Here is a 24158-nt window from a genome sequence, read left to right as displayed (position 1 = left end):
CTAGCACGATTTTTGCCCATCTTTACGCATGACATTTTTTAAACCCACACTGCGGGCCCGAATATTCATCTCTCTCACCTTCATGATCTTCGTGAGTTTCGTGCTCACGGGACTCATTTCTCTTTATCATTTTGAAGAGGAGAACGAGGAATACCACCAGGAGCGACTCAAGCGCAAGGAGTACGCCATTGAAAGCAATATTCAGTACTTCTTGGCGAGCCATCCGGAAAAGCAGCATACCGATAGTCTTTCTTCACTGTTCTCCGATAAGATTTGTGAATTGTCGGATGTGCACAATCTCGACATCAACTTCTTTAGCCCCGAGGGAAAGCTTCTCATCACCAATAATTCGCAGCTCTTCGATGTGGAGATTCTTCCTGAGAGCGTCCCACGTGAGATACTTTCGAGAATCGTAGAGGGCGAGCGACGCTTCATCCTTCCATCGTCTGACACGACGGATGTACTGTTGATTTATAGTATTCTCTACACCACTTCTGGCGAACCTCTCGCCATTCTCAATCTACCTTATTTCGAGCCCAATAATATTCCGGAGCAAGACTTAGAGTTTCTTGAGACCCTTATCGGACTGTACATCATACTCTTCCTGGCGGCTGTATTGCTCGCCTACTTCTTATCCAACTACATCACTCATTCGCTAATTGCGATTACGAAGAAGATGCGAGAGGTGAAACTGGGCAGGAACAACGAGCCCATACAATGGAGGAGTAACGACGAAATTGGCGCGCTGGTAGACGAGTACAACAAGATGATGAAAGAGCTTGAAGATTACGCCATCAAGCTTGCACAAAGCGAACGTGAAACCGCCTGGAAGGAAATGGCCAAGCAGGTGGCTCACGAAATCAAGAACCCGCTTACCCCTATGCGTCTTTCCGTGCAAATGCTAGAGCGCAAGCTAGAGGTGAGCGATCCACAAAGGCTTCAGGAGTTCACTGAAAGCATGATTGCCCAAATCGATGCGCTAAGCAATATTGCCACGGCATTCTCGCGCTTTGCAAGTATGCCAGAGATGAAGAAGGAGAAGATTGATGTGAAGGCCTTCCTAGAGCGCATCAACGCAGCGCACGAAGTAGTGGTACTCAACCTGCCAGAAGAGGAAATCACCATTGAAGGCGATAAAGATCAACTCACACGCGTGCTCAACAACCTGATTTTGAATGCCGAGCAGGCCATGCCCGAGAATCGAAAGCCTCAAATAACAGTTGGATACATCGAGCTTGATTCAGACCGGATTGAAATCTTCGTGAAGGACAATGGTGTGGGGATTCCCGAGTCTAGAAGGGAGAAAGTTTTCGAGCCAAGCTTTACCACAAAAACTACGGGAATGGGTTTGGGCTTGGCGATGGTGAAGAACATCGTCAATGGCTTCAAAGGTGAAATAACCTTTACATCTGTAGTAGACGAAGGCACCACTTTCCACGTTCGATTACCTAAATCAATAAAAGAAACAGAATGAAAGCATTAGCAACTTTTGGTCTCGCGCTTATGAGTGCGCTGACCTTCGCACAAGCAGAGGGAATTACAGTAACAGGAACAGTTAGCCGAGAGGTTGAACCAGACGAAATGCTCATCTCTTTTGGGATTACCACTTTAGAGAATGATGTGAAAACGGCCTTTGAGGGCACCGAGAAAAAGGCGGAAGCTATTCTGGCTTACCTAGAAGGATTGGAAGATATCTGTGAGGTTGAAACGCAACACATTCAAGTGAGTGAAAAGAATGAATACCGAAATGGTGAACAGATTCGCCTTGGGTTTCGAGCTTCTCAATTCTTAAAAGTTACGTTGAAAGACTTCGACAAATACCCAGAGGTTATGTCAAAATTGATTGACCTCGGCGTAGAGAACATCGGCGGGGTTCAGTTCGTTTACTCGAAGGCGCAAGAGGTAAAGAATGAAATGCGCATCGAAGCTATTATGGTGGCGAAAAGAAAGGCGGAAGAAATTGCAGCCGCATTGGGTGTCGGGCTCGGTACAGCTGAAATGTACATAGAGCCAGATGGTGGTTATGCCATTGGCGGAATGCTGGCAAACGTGCGGTATGAAGCTGCAGGCAATTCCAGTGGACCAACTGTAGCGCCAGGAAAACAAACCATTCAGATGGAGGTCCAAGTTCGTTTTGCGATCTTAGCGCCCGCAGAATAAGAACAATCTAACACGATATATCATGGAGGAATTAGTGCTCGTATCCAAAGAGGGAAAAATTGCAACCGTTACCATCAACCGTCCAAAGCAGCTTAATGCCTTAAACGGGGAAACCATTGCAACACTTAGCGAGACTATGAAATCGCTTGAAGGCGACGACTCTGTGCGCGCAATTATATTGACCGGATCAGGCGAAAAGTCGTTTGTTGCTGGTGCCGATATTAAGGAGTTTGCGAATTATTCCGTTGAGGAGGGTAAGGACCTCGCTCGTCGCGGTCACGAATCTCTTTTTAACCTTATTGAAAACCTCCGCAAGCCAGTAATTGCCGCTGTAAACGGCTTTGCTCTTGGTGGAGGTTTAGAATTGGCCATGAGTTGTCACATGCGTGTGGCATCCGACAATGCTAGCATGGGATTGCCGGAGGTTACGTTGGGCGTAATTCCTGGTTACGGAGGCACACAGCGTCTAGCGCAGCTCGTTGGCAAAGGCAAGGCAATGGAGATGATTACCACGGCTGGAATGATTGACGCAAATGACGGCCTCAAATGGGGGCTTGTGAACCATGTGACATCTGCCGACGAACTGATGACGAAGTGTTCGGAGATCGCCGGAAAAATAGCTAGAAACAGTGGAGTTGCCATTGCTGCAGCTATCTCGGCTGTAAATGCAGGTTTTGCAGAAGGAGTTGATGGGTTCGAAGCCGAAATCACCGCCTTTGGCGAGGCCTTCGGAACGGATGAATTCAAAGAGGGAACAACGGCGTTCTTGGAAAAGAGAAAGCCAGAGTTCAAGTAATCATTTCACACTCCCAAGGTTTGCAGGAGGAGAAGTTTACAGTAGAAAAAACGTCCAGAGTATTCTCACTCGGAAAAGCTGGGCCACATATTAAGAAGCTGATCATTGCCCTTCACGGGTATGGTCAGCTTCCTGCATTTTTCTTGAGGAAGTTTACGGACCTTGAAAACGCAGAGCGCAGAATTGTCGCTCCAGAAGGCTTGCACCGATTCTATCTTGACGGTACAAGTGGAAGAGTAGGAGCTTCGTGGATGACCAAGGAGGCTCGGCTCGACGATATTGCCGATCAAGCCGCACATCTAGATGCGGTATTAGCTCGCGAACTCGAGAAGAACCCGAACGTAGAGCATGTTACGCTTGTTGGCTTTTCACAAGGAGTATCAGCCGCTTGCCGCTGGGTAGATCACCGGGCGGGTAAGTCTATCGACCATCTCATTTGTTGGGCGGGATCCTTTCCTCCCGATATAGATTATGCGTTGAAAAAGGAGGCCTTTACAAACCTGAGATTTGATACAGCCTTTGGCGATACCGATGAATTTGCTCCAGAGCACAAAATTCAGGAGGTTCTAGGTCAGCTTGCGGAATTCGACATTGTACCAAAGCTCCACAGATATAGTGGAGGGCACAGTATTGAACCTGCTCTTTTGAAGGAGATTATAGATCATGAGAATTGACAAATACCTGTGGTGTGTGCGTCTGTTTAAGACGCGTTCCCTTGCCTCAAATGAGGTAAAGAATGAACGTGTGTTGATTGACGACGAACCAGTCAAGGCATCTCGTGAATTGAAGCCCGGAGATGAGTTCACGGTGAAGTATCATGGATACTCGCGAAGTTTTAAGGTGCTTGATATACCTAAGTCTAGAGTAGGCGCAAAGCTTGTTCCGGATTTGTTGGAAGAAACAACACCCGCGGACGAGATTGACAAGCAAGAGTTTTTGCGCATGGCGCGAAGTTTACAGCGGGATCGCGGTACGGGACGTCCGACGAAAAGGGAGCGAAGAGATTTGGATAGGCTGAGAGGTGAATCGTAGTAGTTCTACTCGGGTACTGAGAAGTCCTTCCCAATGTTCTCAAACACCTTCGAACGGTCGTCTGCATTCACTTCTCCATCCATCGTCACATCGCCTATTTGGTAGACGTTTAATGCATTGCGTTGCATCCAAACCTCCACAGCGTCGGCCATATCTATGCTATTTGGTGTAGTGTTTTCAATTACTCCCGCTGGAATGGTATGCCATCCGGCTATCACATTGGTTGGCGATGTACTAACGCCCCCATTAATGCGTGTGTCAAGAGTGTGTATGTTTGAAGATGGACTCAATGTATCGGCCGAAATGAGGTTGAGGTGATTTCTAGTGCGAATGAGCACGCGTAAATGACCGCTCTCGGTTGGCAGAATTTCTGGACTGCTGGTGCCATCCAATCCGACAACCCCTCCTGTTTTTTTCAAGAAGTAAGCGCCTTCGTGAACCGAGTTGATGGCAATGGCATCAGATGGGCTTTCGGCATCAAAAATTTGTACGTAGACCCAATCGGTGACATCGGCAGGAACACTACCAACGGATTCAGAGCCAGCATAGAATGAGCCAAAAGGTTGAGAAGTTGGAATCAGTGCCGAGCTTTGGAGGGTAGTAGACATTTCTCCAGAAACAGAATCAAGGGGGCCTTCGAGAAAGACGGTCAAGTCCATTTCGATAGCCGTGTTTTGATCCCCGGTGAGACTCGAAGAAACCAGATAGTTTTCAGACAAGGTGTCTAGCTTGTTGAACTCAAAGATTTCAAAGTAATAGGTGCGGTTCGGTGAAAGACCTGTAACCGTAAAGTCAGCTCCGCTTCCTTTGTACACTGCATATTCGGTTCCGTTAAGCGGCGTGGAGGCTCCAAATTCAGTATTGAAAGTGTAGAACACATTGTCTTCTGGCTCGAATGATACAGGTGCACCTTCTCGAGCAATCACAAGTCTTTCTTGACCGTCGCCATTTGTCCAATCTACATCGAAGTTGAGTGTAGAGACGTTGGTGACGCTGAAACTTGTTGCGGCGGTTGTTGGTTCTGTAGCGATATCAATTTCTCGGCCACTAAATTCCCCAAAACCATCAATGAAAACAGAAACGATGTTACTGTCGAGAATGGCAGAGTCGCCGTTTACACAGTTCGTTCCATCGAAACGCTTTCCGAGAATGTTGGCCTCTGTCCCTACAATATCATCATCCGTGTACCACATGCGCACTGAGCCTTCTGCATCTGTCACATCCGTTGAAACCACGTTCCAATATCTGGTGAGATAGTCTGTAGCTCCTGGGCATTCGGTGGCGATAGCGTCCACACATTGTGTGGCAAGGGTTGAAGTGCTCACTAGATTTCCTCCCGTGAGTCGAATTTCAATTGGAGAGTACTCCAAATCCGTAGTGAGGTCACCCAACGGCGCTGTATACGCGCCAGTAGAAGGCGTTTGAATCACTACGGAACCAGTGGAGCCCGTTGACAAGAAAGATGCGTTAGATGCGTTCGAAATCGCTATTGCACTGCCCAAAGACAAGTTGTTTGCATCCACTTCTATGTGTCCGCGGAGCAAATCTAGATCCGCAATTACTTCTAGATTGGATTGCAGCGTGTGGGTGCCGGTTCTTTGAACGACCAAAGACGCGAGACTTTGTTGTCCAGTTGTGAAGGCTGGTAACGAAATCGCTCCCGAACCGTGCAGAGCAAGACTGCCGCTTCCAGACGATGCTAGTTCTCCACTTCCAGTAATGGTTCCGTAGAGCGAAAGTGAATCCGACCCTAGGCTGAGGTTTTGATTGAGAACGAGCGACGAGTTTACAACAAGATCCGAGCCCAGAGCTACAGAAGCAGAGCCGTTGACGCTCGCCGTTTGAACCGTGTTTCTAGAAGTCGGAACTTCCCCACCTGAGGTAATCGAGGTAGAGTTAATCCAAAGGATATTTCCGTTTCCAGCATAGTTTACGGATTCGGTGTAGGAACCATCTCCACGAACAACCCAGCCGTTAGCGCCAATAGATAAATCATTACCTGCCGCGTTAAGCGCGCCGTTCAATGCACGAATAGAATCATTAACATTCAAGGCAGAAGATAGAGAAAGGCCATTCGGGTTGTCAAGTTCAAGAATTTTCAATGCGGAAACAGAAGTTGGAATTTGAATTCCAGAGCCAGTTCCGTGAACTTCCAAAGTAGTAGCGTTGGTCGTTTGTAGGGATGTCGGTGTGCCCGCAATCGCATTGTTAATGGTAAGTGTGCTACTGGTCAAGCTCAAGTCTTCCGTTCCCAATGTGAGCGTTCCCGCTACGTCTAAGTCTGAATTTAGGCTGATGGCTTGAGCCCTTGTGATGGTGAAATTATTCAAACTTTGACCTCCCATACCAAAAGTAACAGGGGAGGAAATCGAGCCGGTTCCGCTAATAGTAACGCTTGATACATCTGTTCCATACCAGGTACCGTTGGTGATGTTCCCACCAAGATCAATATTGCCTCCATTTAAAGAAAGTGCACCGCTGGTTTGGCTAAAGCTGCCTGAAATGGTGGTCGTTCCATTGGTGATTTCGAGCGAATCAGCACCACTTGTCTTGTTGACAACAACATTGTTGAAGCTCGTGCTTCCCGAAACCTCGCTAGTAGCTGTTCCGGTGAACGTGATGGTTTCACTTCCTGATGTATAAGCGGCAGCACCAGAAGTGTTTGTCCAATTTCCTCGAATCTCTAAGTCGATATTTGAGGTGTTGGTTACATTACCTCCATAGATATTCAAGTCACCATAAATGGTAAGGTTTTGTGAACCGAGGTCTTTTGTAGAGGTTCCTTCAAACTGAAGATTCTTGTATGAATTGAGACCGTTGAGGATATCTGCATTCACGCTGCCGGTGTACACCCAAGTTCCTCCCGTGTCAGATGCAAAGCCAACGAAGATTCCCGCTGGGGAAATATACACGTTGGACGGTGCAACATCGAGTATTAGCTTGCCCGATCCGTTGAATCTTCCAAAGTTGTGGCCAATGGTTGTGCCGACGTTAAGTACACCGTTGTTTTGCACACTTTGGCAAATTCTGAGGTCGCCGTTTGTCGTAATAGAATCGCCTGAGGCAATCACAATTTTTGCAGCACCGGTTGGAGCCGTGGCTGCGGCTACGCCGAGGTGGGAATCGTTCGACCAACTGTTTGGATCATCCCAATCGTAAACACCGCTTCCAGTTCTGGAATAGAAGATAGGTGCTTCTCCAAACTCGTCGGCTTCACCTGCTGTGAATTCTCCGTCGAGATAATCTACACTCCAGATTGTAATGCTGTCATTCGTAGGGTCAATGGCGTTTGCAATTCCACCTGAAGGCGTCCAGTTCACCAAATCGAAATAGCCTGCAACCCACGATGACTCGATTCCATTCACATCTAAATTGTCATATTGATACTGATGTGAAACCGTGTAGCTCCCCAAGCCACTGGTCTGAACAAACCAATAGTAGTCGAGCTGAGTTTCCGCCGTATCCGTGGTTGATGGGTGCAAGATGTCTACCGGAACGACCTGAAGTTGGCCAGATGCACTGAGGCTTGTAAAATCGTAGGAAGCCGGGGTGTACTTGCCGTTAGAGCCGATTGGAAGTAGGAATGACTTTGCGCCTGCCGAAATAGAGTAGTACACGCCTTCGTCGGTAAGCACCCCGTTGGTAGCGATCATGTTGGATGCAGAGAAGGATCCTGTCATAGCCACATCCTCACTCAGCGTAAGCGCATTTGCCGCTAGGAACAGCACGCCAGAAGTGAGTTCAAGCTGGCGATTGACGCTGATGTCGCTTAGCGTATTTACTCCAGCTGCGTTGTTGATAATCAAATTGTCAATGGTTCCAGAACCAAAAAGGTTTTGAGCAGAGGAGCCTGCGAGGACAAGACCATTGGATGCTGAGGCGGCATCTGAGGTTACGTCGCCGTTGACAGTAGCGTTTCCTTCTACTTGGAAGAAGCTCGTTCCTAAATCAATAGAACCAAGGGAGTTGATGTTGAGCGTGCCAGAGGCTGTTGCATCGCTGCCTGATAGGAAATTCAATGAAGCAGATCCAGAGATAACGACGTTCTCGAAGGCGTTTGTGGTGGTGGCATCGCCCGTGAAATCTGTTGATGAGGTGACCGTAAGCGTTGAGCCTGTCCAATCTCCACTACCGTTAAGCGTTAAGTTTCCGGCCATAGACACGTCGAATTCATTCGCGTCGAATGCAGAGTTTGCATTACTTGTTGTAAGGTCTCCTGACAGGGTTAATCCTCTTGATTTTAGTTGTAGGGTAGCAATATCGCCGGCCGAACCTGTTGCTTGCAGATTATATAAAGCATCAGCCGAGTTTATGGTAAAAGTCTCTTCGGCGGTCGAAACGCCTGAAGCCGTATTAAAGGTAATCGTACCTCCACTCAATGTGGTCAAACCAGACTCGATATACAGGTCGGCAATTGTCGAACCCGCGCCACCTCTTTCAAATACAATTTCCGAGGAAGCATCCATTGTAAGTGAGCCAGAATTTAATATTTCGAGCTTCCCTCTGGTGTCGGAGGCATTTTTGCCTCGGATTGTCAGTGTTCCTCCATCGGTTACTGAAACTTGGACAGCGCCAAGGGATGTTGCTAAATCGCGACGAACCTGACCATTCACGTTGAAGGTTCCACCGTTGACGTCTAGTACTGGGTTTCCGCTTGTGGTGAACGATATGTCGTTACCTGCATCATCCGCATTCGAACCAATATTCAGTGTTCCGTCGGAGCAGCCGATATATCCGGATAGTATTAAATCGGCAGCGTCATCATCGGCATCAATAATGTTTAAGGTGCCACCTGATGCGGCCATTCGAATACCAGCTGTTGCAGGAATGGTAAACGTGCTTGTGGCTGAACTTACTGTACGTGTATCGTTTCTATCGTAAACGAAGAGTCCATTGGATAAGGCCAACCAGCTAGATGCTTCGATATTAAATGTTCCTGTATGTGAGAACCACAATTGTGACGTGGTATCCGAACCTTTGTCAACTTGAATATTCAGAATTTGAGTTGTGCCAGAACCCGTAATTGCCGAGACTCCAGTGCCGTTGAAGGTCATGTCAACATACCTACTGGCATTTAGGTAGGTATCAAAACCACCGTCAATAACCAGCGAGTCTCCAATTTCTAGGGTATGGACTCTATCCGTGTTTTGGTTGATTTGAATTCGAGCGTTGGATCCAACATAGAAGTCCTCGCCAACGGTCATATTCGTAACTCCGCGGGAGTTTCTGAATCTAAAATCGCCACTAATGACATTGATATTTCCTCCAACGTCGAGTTGAACTTGCTCTATGCGGTAGTCCTCTGTATTGTTTCCTAGACTGATGCAAGTTAGGTCTTCTAGTACGTCAAATGTTGCATCCCTTAGGGTAACGCGGTGTCCTGTCTGAAGCACCCATTTCATCCTCCTACAAGAGATATTGTGGCCGGTAAAGGTTTGGTCAGACCCACTCACATAAATTACAACAGTACCGCCGGATGCTCCAAGGAAACCTGATAGGTCGCCACTTGGGAGATTGACTTGCCTTATGCGTAAAGATCCCGTACCGGTAACAATTCCGAAATCATGCCCTGTGTTGGCTTGAATGTCCAGTGAGGAACCTTCTTCAATAGTAAGGGAACCTGACTCTTCGTTATTAGCCGTCGTCCAAATACTGTCGTTGTCTCCAATTACTACAATGGAGTTCGACTGTGGCTGTTGCGAAGGTTGGTTATCCACATTGTGTCCAGTTAAAGACCAAGAAGATGTTGCGCTCCAGGCACCGTTTTGACGGGAGTAGTAAATATCTACGGCGCCAAATGGATCCGCAGAGTTGGTGTTCCCGGCCGTGTAATCGCCAGCAATGTCAGAGTTGTAAGTACTTCCTCCGAAGTCGATGGTATTGTTTGACGTATTGATTGACCCGGTTCCATCTTTCAACCAAGAAAGCCCCGTGAACTTTCCAGTGGCATAGTCTCCTTCGGTTCCTACAACATCGGATTGGTTGTATGTGAACTCCCAAGTACCCGTGCTGGAGCCAAGAGCTATTCCTGAGGTCACCTTGAAATAGTACGTCAGACTCTGGCTGGTTTGCGTCACATTTGGGTGTTCAGCGTCAACCGGAATAACAGTTACCGTTCCATAAGAGCTCGGCGCGCTACTTAATGTGAGTGTAGCCGGCGCGTATGCAGCGTTCGCCACCATTGGGAACGTTGTAGAAGTTGCGTTGACGTCAATAGACAAACCGCCATTAGAGGCTAGCTCCCCTGTGGAAAAACCGCTGTAGCCGGTGCCGTTTGTACCCGCACCTACGATGGCGCTGCTATTGGGAAGGCTGAGGTTAAAGGAAGCGAGATCAACCGTTCTACTGGTGTTTATGTCACCAGTGATAAAGGTTAATGATTCACTTACTATTTGATTTGATGATAGCGTAACGGTTGATGAAGAGCTAGTTGTTCCACCAATTTCAATTTGCTTGACGATGCCGGATCCAGATCCTCCCCAAGTGAACGATGTACCCGAATTAAAGCGTACGGCTTCAGATCCACGTACAATGCCGCTGTTGTTAAAAGAGCCGTTTACATCAATACGCGTAGTTCCATTATTGAGAATACCCGAAGTCACCGACAATTCGTTGCTCACAGTAATGTCAGAAGGGCCTGAAATTACAAGTGAATCAGAACCGGTAAGCTCAACATCGAGATTTTGGAAATCATTGATAGTTCCACCCAAGGTCCAAGTTCTGGACCCTGTATCGTCGGCTTTCCACGTGCCTGTTCCAGGGGTTAGGGTTCCGATTACTTCTACGTTACCGCGAATGGTAATATCATTGGCTTGACCATCAAAAACACTGTTTGTTCCGACAACAAGAGAATCTGTAATTATGGTATTGCCGTCCACGAATACGGTAGCATCGCCTGTTCCAGACTCTCTTTCTGTGTAGAGCGATGTAAGCGGAACTGTGGAGCTCACGTATCCGCTTGTCCCACCAGGTAGATTCACAACAATTCTACCTCCAGTTGCACTAGCGTTTGCTGCGTCGACCCCAATGAGAACACCTCCACCTGTGCCGGAAGAAGCTACGTCTCTAATTTCAATGGTGCCGCCCGATTGATTGTAGCCAGATGTGCTGAAGTTCAGATCAAAAATTCCATTACCAACTCCAACCTCACCGGCTTGTCCATTTTCGCCTCTACAAATGAATACTCCACCTGACTGTGTATAAGAGCTTGTATTTGCTGAACCAATGACCGTTCCTGAGGGTCTGTACTGACTTATGTTTACTACTCCTCCTTCGATAATCACGGTGCTTGTCCCACGATATACAATACCAGCACTTTTATTACCACTCCAGGTTCCACCGGAAATCTTAAACGTTCCAATTACCGTAAGACCTGTATTACCCGAGCTGCCGGTTAGTGATGTGCTGGCGACATCGGCGCCGTCAATCCAAAGTTGACCAGCGAGAGGGATGAAATAGTCGTTTCCACCTTCAGTGAGCGCGGGAATAGAAACACCAGATTGAAGCCTAAGAGTTCCTGCTCGAACCCAAATAGCTTTGTTGATTTCTGGATTTTCTACAGAAAAAGGTGAGCTCGTAGAACCATTGGCTTGATTTGTTGGGCCATACATTGCCAACGCGGAATGGTCAACGGCTACCTCATAGGTTATGTCGGTTCCTTTGTAAACGATTAATCGATACAAGTCCAATTGTGACCCTGAGCCAGTGAGGACCTCATCTGACAAGCCAGTGAACGTCAGGTTGACTGCACCAGAACTAGCCGTGCTGTATTGAGCGCTATTCGAGAAGTCAATGTCCCCATCGGCGGTTAGACTTCCCTGAAGTTCGAATTCGTGGAAGGCATCAAAGCTTCCTACGGTCATGCTGGTTCCAGAACCTACGTTTACATCACCTTCAACCACCAAGGTTCTATCAGTTGTGTTGTTTCCGAACCTGAATTCTACAGAACCAGAGGTTTGGCTGATATCCAGGTCGCCGAGGATGGTTACGTCGGACGCCAGTGAAATAATATCGACGGTGGCATTTGTTGAAATGAGGTCTACTTCATTCCAAGTTCCACTTCCAATGGGGAAGTTGCCGGTGCCTGCGTCAATGAGCTGGAGCGTACCACCTGAAGCAGAACCGAACGACGTGAAGTCACCGGAAGGGAATGAAGTCGTTCGTGAAATCAAGGTGCCTGTGCCGGAGACGTTCCCGAGATCATGACCTGTTGATGTGCCGATATCGAAGGTGGCACCCCCATTGATGGTTAGGGAGACCACTTCGATATTATTCGCTGTACTTGTCACTGTGCGGCCAGAAAGGATTACCACATTGTCACACTCGTCAGGAACCGCCGCATTTTGCAATGTTGTTCCGGAAGGGTCAGTAGTCCACACATTTGCGGTGGTAAAGTTTCCGCTTTGGTAGGTATAATAAGTTAGTCCTCCGCACTCTTCAGTACCGAGGCTGGCGAAATTGGTTGGGTTATTTTGGTTGTTGTACTCGGTTTGAATCCATTCTGCAGATCGAACAGCATCAATAATTCGCACTTCATCAAGGAGACCCGCATAGTCGTAGTCGAGTGTGGAAAACGTGAGGGTGCTTGTGGTCGTTGTGGCGTTTGTCGTTGTGCCGTCGGTGGCTATTTGAGTTCCGTCTAGGTAAATAAATCGCCCTGAAGCTGAATTCCACACAAACGCACAGTACTCCCATGTACTACCAGCGAAACTATTCGTAGCAGATTGCAGGTCATCGGCATCTGTGTGCAGGACTAGATCATCCGAATTGATCCAGGTCGAGTATGCACTTTGGTATCCACCCTTAGTGATAAGATCTGGCTGGCTTGCCCCATTGGTGGAATTGACCCACGCAGTAATGGTAAAGTCGTTGGTGAGGTCTAATGCATTGTTGTCCGGATACACGACGATGTCTCCGGCACCGTCGAAACTGCGCGCACCACCTATTTGACCCGTGGCGCTTGAGGTATTATCGGAGGACGGGCTGATACCGTTACCCACTGCGTTTGCGGCACCACTGGCTTCCATGTGGTCTACAATCACATAACCGTTCGACCAAGTTCCAGAAGACGATTGATCAGCTGATACAGAGCTGTTTCCGTAGTAGATGTAGAGGGTGGTGTTGACCGCATCCTCGAATGTAGGTATCTCAACCCACGCCTGGTATTGACCTGTTCCCGAGGTGTATGAAATCAATTCAAAATCGAGAGCTGACCCACTTTCGTCGGTGATTAGAATGTCAAAACCAGATGCATTCGTCACCTTTCCGCTGGCTGCGGTAAGGTTCGTGGATGTTACGTCCAGGAGAAATGTGAAGTCTGACAGCGCCGAGCCATCTGGGACGACGGACTCGTCGATTGTGATGGGCATTCGGTATTCATATCCATTGGCGAATTGCGCTTCCGCACTCAATGGGAGCAAAGCAACAACGGCAAATGCCAGACGAATGGTCGTCCTTATGATTGAATACGGCTTGGTCAAAACTCTCTATACCTTGAGCGAGTCCGCTATAGTTCGCAGAGAATGAGAAAGTTAGACCTATGCCGGTAGGTTGCGGCTAGTAGAAAATCTTCTCAGTCCACATCTCACCAGTCTCAGGGTTCTTTACTCTAACGACGTAGATGTAAGCCTGATTAAGTCCGGTGTCGAAACTAAATTCGAATTCGCCATTGGAATCAATACCTGATTTTTCGTAAATAATTCTGCCTGAAATATCTACGACATCAATGTCGACTTCAGGCGGCAATTGAGAGGAAGAAAGATCTACGATTATCGATTCACCACGGGTAACCACACCAAATGCGGTTTGACCTCCAGCACCACCATCTCCCGGCTCTTCGATACCAACGGTCTTAGAAACGGCGTAAAGGTTGAAGCGGTGTTCAGAGAATGCGGTGTCATTCGTGAATGTATAGCTCGATGATTTCAGGTCAGTAATCGTTCCTGTCTTTCTATCGAACAACTCTACTTTAAAGTCCTGAGGGAAGCTGTTTTGACGCAAATCAACTTCATATACAACGCCGTTCTCACCTTGAACTCCAATCATAAGGGAGTCTCCGCTGTAGCTTTGGTCGATTGTGTTAATTGCAACAGGCAGGCTGTCATTAGTGAAGAAATAAATGTTGGCCTTTCCTGGGTTCAACTGCTTAATCGCATCTCCTCTGGAGTCATAGTCCAAAGAGTAGCCGCCTTGATCACGAACAGCATAAGTCACATCAGAAAGCTCCGAGGCTTCGGACAGACCCAATTCAATTTGCTCAAATATTTTAAGATGCGCAGCAGGATTGCTTACCGTACGATCAGCGTTTGCAAAATCGAAGGCTGTTGAGGATGTAGCATCAGACTCATCAAGTTTGACCCAAACTGCCTGCATTGGAGCAATAGTAGCTGTTCTTCCTCCTGACCCTGTTGAACCATTGTGGTAAACATAACTTCCCGCTCCTGGGTCCCATATGTAATAGTATCCATTAATAGTGCCTGGAATGTCTTTGTTGACTTGGTTCCAATCTAGGTTTGAAGGATATGGATTGGCTATCAAATTCCATCCAGCCGTATCTGTAGCAGCTCCGCCTTGAGATGTAGAGAATCCGCTCCACGCAGGAATAGCAGCGTAATCTAGAGTTATGTTTTGAGAACCATCGTTGGGAACCCCTGTAAGATCAAGAATTACTGGAAGGTTACCGTCATTGTTAACACCTTTTCCTGACGCAATGAAGTTGTTGTTGATAAACACATTCCATCCACCAGTAAAATTGTCTGTGTTGGCGGTAGCTGCAACGAAATCTCCGCTACCAGCATTCCAATAGTAAGCTGAAACACCAGCGGCATTTCCATCATAGTTGATGATGATATCGTCTTCCAAATCGGCGAGGGTCATACTCGCGATAGGTGATGCAATGTTATGCCATCCCGCTTGAGATATATACATCTCGTACGTCACATTGCCAGAAAGGGAACCACTACCTGGCTCGATTTGAGCATAGCTCGTGTCGGTTGCTCTCAGTTTAAGTGCATCATTAGTTGAAAGCGCTCCGTCGGTCAGAGTTACTACACCGTAAACGCTTTGTGTATCGTTTTCAATCGTAACGCCATTGGCGTTGTTAATTTGAATATCATCCCAACTCGTTGTTCCGGTAATGGTTTGAGCGGAACTTCCGGCGAATTGAACAGTTCCATTACGTAAGAAGCCACTCACCGAGCCAATGATATCACCAGTAATCGTAAGTGTATTACCACCGAGATCAAGAACGCCTTCGTTCAAAATAATCAAGTTTTGGACTGAGGCATTACCCGAAATAGGGGAGGGTTCCAGTTTCAACAAGAAGGTTAAGTGCCGCATCGGCAGAGTTTGGCTCTCCGCTACCACCCGATCCACCAGTCCAAGATGATCCGTTCCAGATGATGTCGTAGTCTTGAAGAGGGTATACTTTAGCATCCAAGAAAAAAGAGTCAGGTAATGAACTTTGCTCGGGACTCGCAGAAGTAGTTTGAAAGAATTGCTGGCCACTACTTAAACTAGACTGCCAATCGATTTTCGGTAATTCCGCTGCGTTAGAAATTGGGATATGTAGGATAATCAAATCTGACCAAGTAGAGGTTACTGTGGCGTGAGCATTCACTCCAGAACCACTAAAAAAGAGGTCATCTCCACAATTCGTTGATTGTTGAGTTGATGTAATGGTGACCGCTAATCTTGACGTAGTATTATCGGCAGTGTCTATAGAGTATATTTCAATAGGATTACTCATGAACGATACATCTTCGATGAGTGACCCTTTCTCAATTCTGATTTTCTCATTGTCAATTACGTTTGTGCCGAACGCATCAGAGTTGTAATTGAAATAAAGTTGTGATGTACGAAGGCAAGATGAGCCTACAGAAGCTCGTATTTGAACAGTTACTTCTAAAGTGTCTGGGGATCCCGACGTCACTGTTGAACTTGAAATTTGAAAATCAAGTTGTTCTTGGGCATTCAGATTTAAACCTATGCCTATTGCGAAGATTATCGCTAGTATTTTAATGTTTACAGGTCTCATGGTACTTGCGATGATTTACCGTTGTTGTCGTACCAAAGTAATTCAGAGTCATCATTTTGAACTTGGCCATTCAAATTGAAGTCAGCATAAAGGTAACCACTAGTTCCGTTGAAAGGCAACCAAGTCGTTAATTTATCTGTGTTCTGGATATTTCCATCACTTGAACCATCACCAGCCATCATCATAGCTACAGTCCCTCCACTAAGCTTCGCACCATTGTTTCCACCGAAGATTTCATGTAGGCCATCGGTCATGTCACACTCCCATCTTGGTTCAGAAGGATTGGTGTCTACATAATCGAGGGAGTCTGCACACATGATGGCCAAGTGGTTTCTGTGGTAAACTACCGCAAATTGACGCTTACTTGGGTCAAACTCTACGTTGTCGAATTCAAGATAAGAAGATCCGTCCATATCAACGACGCTTCCATCTTTCAAAACAAATGCTGCACGCGTTCCAATCACAGAAGAAGAGTTCGCATTGTTTGCTGCATTTGATTCACGAATTTCTACGAGTACCCAGTCCACTACATCAGCGTTAGGGATAGAGGTTACACTATCTCCGCCAGTGTAGTTCCAAGGCGCTCCAGAGTATGGGTTGTTCAGTGGAAGTAAGCCCTGGCTATTCAAGTCGGTGCTCATTTCACCTGTTGAAGAATTATATGGGCCTTCCAACATGATGGTAAGATCCAAACGTGGTGACCCCAATGAAGGGAAATCGCTGAATCGTAGGTCTACGGCTTCAGTTTCGAACTTCGGTGTGCGTGTTGAGAAACCGTACATGTTTGTGATGTTCTCATTCGACTCACCAGTTTCCACAAAAGCTAGTGTTGGATCAGCTACACCGGTGTATCCTGCGATTTCAATGTGAACCAAAGGCACAACTACGTTCTTCTTCAACGCGATTACGTTGTCGTTGAACTGATACTGATACTCGATGAACTTCGGATCTAAAGTGTAGATCAGAACATCTTCGTTGTTTTGGATACCGCGGCGAATCCAACCTGTAGAAAGGTTCGTGTTGCCAGAACGGCTCGTTGCGTTTCCAAGTGAAGTTACTGTGTACGTAGGATTTGCGAACTGAGTCCAATCCGCACTGAACACGATATCAGAGAATCCGATGAACACAGTGTCTCCTAGAGTACATTCGAGCGTAAGGTCAAAAGAAACAGACCCGCTTGGATGCTCTTGATAATTCTGCACACCCACGTCTACCCTGTCCGTCGACTGAGCCCAGCCGGCGAGGGAAGTAAGGAGAAGAAGTATGTATAGACGAAATTTCATTATCGCTATTAACTTTTCAATTAGTGGGTAGTACAGGTTGTAGGTCTTAGGTCTCTCGAAGAAAAACCGGGGTCTCAGGTTGGTTGTCCCGAGACCCTGGTTCATATTTCACTTACGGAAGTTGCTCCGCGTAATCTCTGTTGTTGAACACTGCTGCTCGGTCGGCAGAATCAACTAGACCGTCCATGTTAGCATCAGTGAAGTCGTAAGTAGCGCTAGTGTTGTTGCGATCTGTGTAAACCGCGCTGTAGTCACCAGCGTTAATTGTTGCATCGGTAGTTGGGTCAACCCATCCAGCGTACATCACGTAAAGTGAACCATCGCCGTTGTAGTCGTACATACCCTCTGTTCCGTTAGCTCCAGCAGTGCTGAAGTTGTACGTGAAGGCGCTCTTACCACCGTCGCTAAGAACAGTGTCTGAGCTAACCGCCAAGTGATTACGGTGGCGTACTGCGATGTAGTAGTCGTCTTCTGAGCTCAATTCGAAGATTGGAGTTGAAGAACCGTCAGCCGCTACGATAGTACCGTCGTCAAGAAGAAGTGCTGCTTGAGTGAAGGCAACTGTTGAAGCGTTCTCAGAACCGCTAGCAGATGTGCGAAGCTCTAGAAGAACCCAGTCAACTACGTTCGCAGGAAGTGAACCGTTTGTCTCTGTTCCAGCGTAGTTCCAAGGTGCTTGGTTGTATGGCTGGCTTGATGGTACTGTGATGTTTACAGATCCCATATCCGTTCCGTCATATGGACCTTCAAGAAGAACGATTACCGAAGCTTCCATCCAAGTCACGGCAGAACCGTTTCCGTCAACCGCGTCAGAGTAGTTAAGTACTGCGCTGTCTGAAGCTGTAGAACCTGTGTATGCGTAAACGTCGAACGCGTAAGTTTCATTCTGGTCGAGGTTGCCAATAGTTACAGAACCTTCAGATCCGTCGCCATTGTAGACTACGAATCCGTTACCGATAGCTTCACCAGAACCGAACGCTGTGTCAGCCGCGTAGTCGTCACCCGCTCCAGGAGCAGTTGCTGCATCTGTGCTCAAGCGAGCTACAACAATCCATTGGTTGTCCGCCTCTGAAGGGTCAGTCCAAGTCACTTGGATTCCGTTAGCTGTAACTGCATTTACAGTTACACCAGCGAAGGCTGTAGAAGGCTCGCCGAATTGGCTGTACTGAGTAGCAGAAGCAAAGCTGCTAGTTAAGTAGTTTGCAGAAGAACCTGATCCGTTGAATTCGTAGATCTCAACCGCGTACTCTAGTCCGGCAGTTAGACCGCTTACTGAAAGTGAACCAGTGTTTGCTGCGTACACGAGAACGTAGTTTCCGTTACCTGTGCTGTCAGAAGGATTAGAGAAGTCTGTGCTAGCTGTATATCCTTGTCCGTCTGTTGGAAGAACTTGTGCAGAGTCAACTACACGTAGTACAACGAGTACGCTGTCACCATCACCTTGAGTCCAAGAGATGTCGAATGCAGTTGGAGTAATGTTATTGAAGTCGATGCCAGAAGCTGCGATAGTAGGCTCGGCGTTAAGTCCAACACCTGTAGCTGTAGCAGCAGCGCTGTAAGCTTCTGTTCTACCGTTTCCGCCAGAGAACTTATAGATAGCGAAGTGGTAGGTTGTTCCTGATGCGAGACCAGTAATTGTAGCTGATGTTGCAGATCCGTCATACTTACCTACTACATACTCGCGGCTCGAAGTCACATTGATTTGGTCTCCGTCACCAAATGCATTGTTTGCGTTGAAACCAACGGTGTTGATTGGGCCAGTTGCAACTGCAGAACCTTCACGTGCGATAATCAATACACTGTCGGTTGCTGCGTCCCAAGTCAAACCAGCCTGACCAACCGTAGAAAGGTCAGCCACAAAGTTGGTTACAGCAGAAGCTGGTGCAACACCAGCGGCTGGAGCTTGAAGAGTTGGTGCGTTGATTTTACGTTGACGAAGACGGCTACCAGACTGGTATACTTCGTAAATCAAAGTCTTTGGGCTACCAGATGTTACAAACGCCAAATCAGCGGTAGCTGAGAAGTCGCTTACATCGGTAAGTGTAATTGAAGCAATTCTCTTTGGAGTGGTGGTGAGGTCCGGAAAGTCTGAAACACCTGTAGCGCTAAGATTGCCACCGATGTTAATGACGATGTCGCCACTAATAATTGAAGACGAGAAGTTTCCAATCTTAGGATCAACATTCGAATGAGCAACGGCAAGTGAGCTCCACTTAGCTGCTGCGGTAGACATTACGATGTCGGCATCACCTAGGTAAGTTGTACCAGAAGTGGTGCTAGCATAAATGTCAAATGTGAAATTGGTGCTATCCTGGTTTTGGTTTTGGATAGTTACCACGATGTCGTTGTTCTGACCGAAAGCGAAAGCGGTCGTGAGCATCGTTAGCGCGAGGTAAAAATTCTTAAGTCTCATAGCGTGAATTAATTTCAGGTCTCTCTGGAGACAAATTTCGCTCTAAAACCTCGCTGAAACCCAATGTTCATGGGCGTTTTCGATGAATGGTAGCCTTTTCTCGATGAATGACACTATACCCCCTATGGTTGGCATTGATTTGGGCTGTGAGGATACACCCCATAGGGGTGTGAAGTAAAGATTGGCCAAAATGAGGGGGTTTTCTGTCAAAGCAGTACCTTCGTTTTTGACCACGACCAAAAGAGAAATCACGGAATGAGTTCGGCCAAGATTTTACTGGTAGACGATGAGCCAATTTTGCTCAAGGCAGTCGAATTTAAATTGCAGAAAGAAGGCCTAGTAGTTGTAACCGCTACAAGCGGAGAAGAGGCTATTGAGAAGTTGCAAGGCGAACAGACTTACGACTTGATTATCAGTGATGTAATGATGCCTGGGCTCAGCGGTATTGAGCTTCTTAAAATTGTCAAGGAGAAAGACGCCTCCATGAAAGTCTTGTTGCTTACAGGGCTGAAGACGGAGGACACCGTGGTGGATGCCTTTGATCTTGGTGCAGATGATTTTATGACGAAACCTTTCAATCCGAAAGAGTTGGTCCTTCGAGTTAAGAAGCTATTGAAATCTTAATATCTTTCGGGGCACTAACCTAACCCCCGGCGCATGAACACCTTTTCGGAATTGTGGAATCAGTTCGCAGCAAAGGACGTTCGTTTTCAAATCGTTTTTACGTTTTCCTTCGGCCTCCTGGTCCTCAGTGCGGTTTTGTTTTTCATCGTTTTGAGACTCAGAAAGAGGAAGTCGAAAGCGGATAGAAAAGCCAAAGCCCTACTCGCTGAAATTGAGCCTATTATTTTGGCGCTCATTTATGAGGTGGAGGAAGGAGACAAGGAATGGAATGCCCAGCTGGCTTACTTGCGCAATGAGCTCAATGTGAGCATGTACGACTTTCACAGCTATGCGAAAGTTTCAGATTATCTTATTGAGTTACATCAACAACTAGAAGGGGAAAGTGCCGAGAGAATTGAGAAGATTTATAAAGACCTAGATCTTCCAAGAATGACGCTCGAATTACTCAAGAATGGACCCTGGCATCAAAAGGTAAAAGCATTGAGCGCGCTCTCTGAATTTAGAATTCGCCGGTACCTTTTTGAAGTGGTTCAATATATCGATCACGACAAGCGACTAGTTCGTGACGAAGCTCAGTTTGCGGCCATAGTTCTAGGTGGCCGGCGCGCACTTTCATCTATAGGCGAATTGACTAGCCCCATTTCCAAGTGGCAGCAATTGAGGTTGATGGAGCAATGCGCGAAACTTGGCGACCCAGTTAAGCCAAATATTCTCGACTGGATGGGGTCGCCGAATGAATCACTCACAGAGCTAACCCTGAGAATAGCCATAAAGATGAGCTGGTTTGAAATTATCCTCAACGTGCCAGATCTCATAGGACATAAGAATACCGAGATTCGTCGACTGTGTGTTCAAGCAGTCAGCGAACTTGGAGATTCCCAGATGATTTCCAACCTTCTGCACCGTTTTGAAGTGGAATCTAAATCAGTTCAGATTGAAATTATTGAGGCAATTGCCGATTTGGATATCGAAGGAAAGCACAGAAGTTTTCTCATTTCACAACTTGTTTTTGGCGATTTCGATGTGAGCCTTGCAGCCGCAAAAGCACTCGAGGCCACGGCGGGTGAGGGGTATATGGTTGAATTGAAAGCTACGGTGCCGGAAGACCGACACGTTATAATTGACCAAGTCTTGTATGGAGCAGCTTGATACTGATTTGAATTTCGCCGACTGGGTTTTCTTCATTCTATATGGAGGAATCTTCGTCTTCACCATCTTGGTCATGTTGTCCTATACCTTCCTGGCAGTATTTTCCAATCTCCAAGCGCGCATTTACATTCAGCGGAATAAGTACGCCAAATACGACTTACTCTTAAAAAGCTCCGTTGCGCCTCCCGTTTCTGTCCTTGCCCCAGCCTACAATGAAGAAGCCACAATTGTAGAGAATATTCGATCACTTTTATCCTTGAAATACCCTAGATTTCAAGTTGTTGTGGTCAATGATGGAAGTAAAGATTCAACACTACAACAGTGTATCGACAACTACGATCTCGAACCCATTCCTTTTCAGCCTACGGGAAGCCTAGAGTGTAAACGAATACGTCAGGTATACCGGTCTAAGAATCCCGCATTCAAGAAGTTACTGGTTGTGGACAAGGAGAACGGTGGTAAGGCAGATGCCCTGAATGCCGGGTTGAATGTTGCCCAGTCTCCCTACGTGATGAACATCGATGTGGATTGTATCCTCGAACGGGATTGTCTCCAAAAGTTGATGAAGCCTTTCTTGGAGGAAACGGATACGCGAATTATCGCCACGGGTGGAGTCATTCGAATAGCGAACAACTGTGTGGTCGAAGGGGGCTCCATCAAAGAGGTTCGCCTTCCCAAAACGATGATTGGTCGCTTTCAGACCTTGGAGTACCTCCGTGCTTTTCTTTTAGGAAGAATGGCCTGGGGGTATCTAGATGGCCTTCTACTTATTTCGGGAGCTCTTGGCGTATTTGATCGCGAGCTAGTGATGAAATCTGGAGGATATTACGCCGCCACAGTAGGGGAGGACATGGAGTTAGTCGTACGGATGCGCCGGTATGCTCGCGAACATGGTATCAAGTACAAGGTTGAGTTTATTCCGGATCCACTGTGTTGGACAGAAGTTCCGGAAAGTTGGAAGGTGCTTCATCGCCAACGCAATCGATGGACTCGAGGCACCATTGAAACGGTGCTTCTCCATAAAAAGCTGTTTCTCAACCCGAGTTATGGTAAAATTGGCTTGCTGAGTTTCCCGTATTGGGTTTTCTTCGAGTGGTTTGCGCCGGTTGTTGAGTTTATAGGCATTGTGTTCCTTTTCATTTATGTGATTTTGGGGATGATTAACATTGAGTTCTTCGTGCTGCTGTCAGCCATGGTTTACTTATTCTCCATCACCATATCGATGTACACGCTTTTCATGGAAGACCTTACTTTCTTCAGGTACAAGCGCAACAAGGATTTCCGCAAGCTCATCTTGATGGCCTTCATTGAGCCTTTTGTCTTCCATCCTTTTGTGATGTGGTCGGCTGTACGAGGAAATTGGGATTATTTCTTCGAAGGAAAGAAACAGTGGGGAGCAATGAAGCGCGTCGGGTTCCAACAACCTGCGAATCCAGATGCAAAGAAAAGCTAGCCCCTATTCCTGAAAGTTTTCGGCTAGAATTCCGGTGATGAATGGTCGATACCATTCCCAGAAGAACTTCTTTCGATCTTCTGGATTTTGATTGTCGTACATAAATGGCTTGACGTGCTGAACGCCAGCAAATACGCTACTCGTAATACCCACAGGGTTGTCGGTGAAGTCTCCAGCCATGTATATGGTTTTCCAATCTGGATGCACTAAAACCGCAGGGAAGGTCACGGGTAAATCGAGACTATCCATCAACTCCTTTCCTCTTTCATTAGGATGTATTCTGAAGTGGGCGATGGACTCTACCGACGAGTTCATGGTGCATATTTCAAACCAGAATGGATACCTCAGGTATTCGTCGAGGCCATACTTTTCGGCCACGTCGGGATTCGTTTCCATTATCGGAACGATGTGGTTCAACTCGTCTTCTGAAAGCAATAGCAGGCGACCTGATTCATGAAAAAAGCCAATGCCTGGACCACTAAAGTCGTATTCAACACCATATTGTTCTTGGTACAGTCTAGGTATCCAACGAGGCACCTCGTCACTCACAATCGTGTCAAGTTGTTGCCAATAGCGCCCTACCCAGCCCGAAAAATACACGCCTAGCAAGTTTTCTGTTCTTTCTCTAACAGGCTTAGGGGTGGGTGATCCGAAGATGCTAAACTCTGCAAGCACAAGTTTCTTCTTGTCCATGAGCGACTCCATTAAAGAAGCATCTTCGCCCTCAAACCCACCGTATATCAAGCCTGTGCGAGGTATGTCTCTCATTCGGTCGCGCCAGTCTTGATAATAAGACCCATAGGTATCGATGAAATAGCCTACGTCTACATAGTCTGAAATGCTGTCTATCTGAGCTTGAGAGAAGCCGTGTAAGTCCTTAGAATCCAATAGATTTGTCGGCTTAGGGAAGTAGCCAAGATAATCGAGTCTTTTAGAGTATTGTGAGCCGTCAGGCTTCGTGTACCGTTCGTGGTTTAATACCCACGTGAAGGCACGGTGTTCTATGTTGCTAAAATCCTGAGCTGTTTTATCGAGCATGACCACTTTGAGCGTGGTGTTGGGAGAGGCCAACCAATACAAATAGCTCCAAAGTGGTAGAAGTAAAATGGCGAATAGTACACCTTTTCGGATGTGATATTTCGTGCGGTTTGAAGATCCAGTTCCAGCCATACCTCGTAGATGATATCTGCAAGTTAGTTAACTGGAGCGCTTTA

The 24158-nt window shown here is 46.9% G+C and carries 14 protein-coding genes; 8 read left to right on the top strand and 6 right to left on the bottom strand.

Features of this window, described 5'->3' with window-relative positions; genetic code table 11:
• Nucleotides 1–82 precede the first annotated feature (82 nt).
• Genes F8C67_RS07675 through F8C67_RS07655 form a run of 5 tightly spaced genes read left to right on the top strand, consistent with a single transcriptional unit; the run spans nt 83 to nt 3988 of the window.
• Nucleotides 83–1474 carry a sensor histidine kinase gene (locus F8C67_RS07675; RefSeq protein WP_170266401.1) on the top strand — a complete coding sequence of 464 codons (1392 nt, stop codon included), beginning with the start codon at nt 83–85 and terminating at the stop codon, nt 1472–1474.
• Nucleotides 1471–2160: an SIMPL domain-containing protein gene (locus tag F8C67_RS07670; RefSeq protein WP_151667249.1), complete on the top strand. Its 690-nt coding sequence runs from the start codon at nt 1471–1473 to the stop codon at nt 2158–2160. Before F8C67_RS07675 ends, F8C67_RS07670 begins: the two co-directional genes overlap by 4 nt.
• 22 nt (nt 2161–2182) lie before the next feature.
• The gene (locus tag F8C67_RS07665) at nt 2183–2956 is read left to right on the top strand and encodes an enoyl-CoA hydratase/isomerase family protein (RefSeq protein WP_407675835.1); all 774 of its coding nucleotides are present in this window, start codon (nt 2183–2185) and stop codon (nt 2954–2956) included.
• 20 nt (nt 2957–2976) lie between these two features.
• Entirely contained in the window at nt 2977–3630 is a 654-nt protein-coding gene (locus tag F8C67_RS07660; protein ID WP_170266400.1) for an alpha/beta hydrolase, read from the top strand.
• Entirely contained in the window at nt 3620–3988 is a 369-nt protein-coding gene (locus tag F8C67_RS07655) for an RNA-binding S4 domain-containing protein (RefSeq protein WP_151667246.1), read from the top strand. Before F8C67_RS07660 ends, F8C67_RS07655 begins: the two co-directional genes overlap by 11 nt.
• 5 nt (nt 3989–3993) lie before the next feature.
• Here the strand turns inward: F8C67_RS07655 and F8C67_RS07650 are convergent, their stop codons facing one another.
• The 5 genes from F8C67_RS07650 to F8C67_RS07630 form a co-directional block, all read right to left on the bottom strand.
• Nucleotides 3994–13356, bottom strand: coding sequence for a beta strand repeat-containing protein (locus tag F8C67_RS07650; protein WP_170266399.1), 9363 nt, complete (start codon nt 13354–13356; stop codon nt 3994–3996).
• Nucleotides 13357–13543: 187 nt separating this feature from the next.
• Entirely contained in the window at nt 13544–15247 is a 1704-nt protein-coding gene (locus F8C67_RS07645; protein ID WP_151667244.1) for an autotransporter outer membrane beta-barrel domain-containing protein, read from the bottom strand.
• 25 nt (nt 15248–15272) lie between these two features.
• Entirely contained in the window at nt 15273–16022 is a 750-nt protein-coding gene (locus tag F8C67_RS07640; protein WP_151667243.1) for a hypothetical protein, read from the bottom strand.
• On the bottom strand, nt 16019–17305 hold the full coding sequence (locus F8C67_RS07635) for a hypothetical protein (protein ID WP_151667242.1): 1287 nt from the start codon (nt 17303–17305) through the stop codon (nt 16019–16021). The genes F8C67_RS07640 and F8C67_RS07635 overlap by 4 nt, the downstream gene beginning before the upstream one ends.
• Nucleotides 17306–17417: 112 nt before the next feature.
• Nucleotides 17418–19718, bottom strand: a complete 2301-nt coding sequence (locus F8C67_RS07630; RefSeq protein ID WP_151667241.1) for a hypothetical protein — start codon at nt 19716–19718, stop codon at nt 17418–17420.
• A gap of 255 nt (nt 19719–19973) precedes the next feature.
• Between F8C67_RS07630 and F8C67_RS07625 the strand changes: the two genes are divergently transcribed.
• From F8C67_RS07625 to F8C67_RS07615, 3 genes are read left to right on the top strand one after another with little or no spacing between them, the layout of a single operon-like run.
• Nucleotides 19974–20342: a response regulator transcription factor gene (locus F8C67_RS07625; RefSeq protein ID WP_151667240.1), complete on the top strand. Its 369-nt coding sequence runs from the start codon at nt 19974–19976 to the stop codon at nt 20340–20342.
• 33 nt (nt 20343–20375) lie between these two features.
• Nucleotides 20376–21491 carry a hypothetical protein gene (locus F8C67_RS07620; RefSeq protein ID WP_151667239.1) on the top strand — a complete coding sequence of 372 codons (1116 nt, stop codon included), beginning with the start codon at nt 20376–20378 and terminating at the stop codon, nt 21489–21491.
• Nucleotides 21478–22944: a glycosyltransferase family 2 protein gene (locus F8C67_RS07615; protein ID WP_223277533.1), complete on the top strand. Its 1467-nt coding sequence runs from the start codon at nt 21478–21480 to the stop codon at nt 22942–22944. Before F8C67_RS07620 ends, F8C67_RS07615 begins: the two co-directional genes overlap by 14 nt.
• A 3-nt stretch (nt 22945–22947) precedes the next feature.
• Here the strand turns inward: F8C67_RS07615 and F8C67_RS07610 are convergent, their stop codons facing one another.
• Entirely contained in the window at nt 22948–24114 is a 1167-nt protein-coding gene (locus F8C67_RS07610; RefSeq protein WP_151667238.1) for a hypothetical protein, read from the bottom strand.
• Nucleotides 24115–24158 lie beyond the last annotated feature (44 nt).

The sequence above is a fragment of the Phaeocystidibacter luteus genome (genome assembly GCF_008933115.1).
Taxonomy (GTDB): domain Bacteria; phylum Bacteroidota; class Bacteroidia; order Flavobacteriales; family Schleiferiaceae; genus Phaeocystidibacter; species Phaeocystidibacter luteus.
Note: the sequence above shows the minus strand (reverse complement) of the source record. Positions and strands in the feature narration are given on the sequence as shown.

Coding starts and splice junctions, on each gene's coding strand:
- F8C67_RS07610 (WP_151667238.1), bottom strand. CDS start 24,114: ATGGCTGGAACTGGATCTTCAAACCGCACGAAATATCACATCCGAAAA.
- F8C67_RS07620 (WP_151667239.1), top strand. CDS start 20,376: ATGAACACCTTTTCGGAATTGTGGAATCAGTTCGCAGCAAAGGACGTT.
- F8C67_RS07670 (WP_151667249.1), top strand. CDS start 1,471: ATGAAAGCATTAGCAACTTTTGGTCTCGCGCTTATGAGTGCGCTGACC.
- F8C67_RS07615 (WP_223277533.1), top strand. CDS start 21,478: ATGGAGCAGCTTGATACTGATTTGAATTTCGCCGACTGGGTTTTCTTC.
- F8C67_RS07650 (WP_170266399.1), bottom strand. CDS start 13,356: ATGCCCATCACAATCGACGAGTCCGTCGTCCCAGATGGCTCGGCGCTG.
- F8C67_RS07630 (WP_151667241.1), bottom strand. CDS start 19,718: ATGAGACTTAAGAATTTTTACCTCGCGCTAACGATGCTCACGACCGCT.
- F8C67_RS07635 (WP_151667242.1), bottom strand. CDS start 17,305: ATGAAATTTCGTCTATACATACTTCTTCTCCTTACTTCCCTCGCCGGC.
- F8C67_RS07640 (WP_151667243.1), bottom strand. CDS start 16,022: ATGAGACCTGTAAACATTAAAATACTAGCGATAATCTTCGCAATAGGC.
- F8C67_RS07675 (WP_170266401.1), top strand. CDS start 83: ATGATCTTCGTGAGTTTCGTGCTCACGGGACTCATTTCTCTTTATCAT.
- F8C67_RS07655 (WP_151667246.1), top strand. CDS start 3,620: ATGAGAATTGACAAATACCTGTGGTGTGTGCGTCTGTTTAAGACGCGT.
- F8C67_RS07625 (WP_151667240.1), top strand. CDS start 19,974: ATGAGTTCGGCCAAGATTTTACTGGTAGACGATGAGCCAATTTTGCTC.
- F8C67_RS07665 (WP_407675835.1), top strand. CDS start 2,183: ATGGAGGAATTAGTGCTCGTATCCAAAGAGGGAAAAATTGCAACCGTT.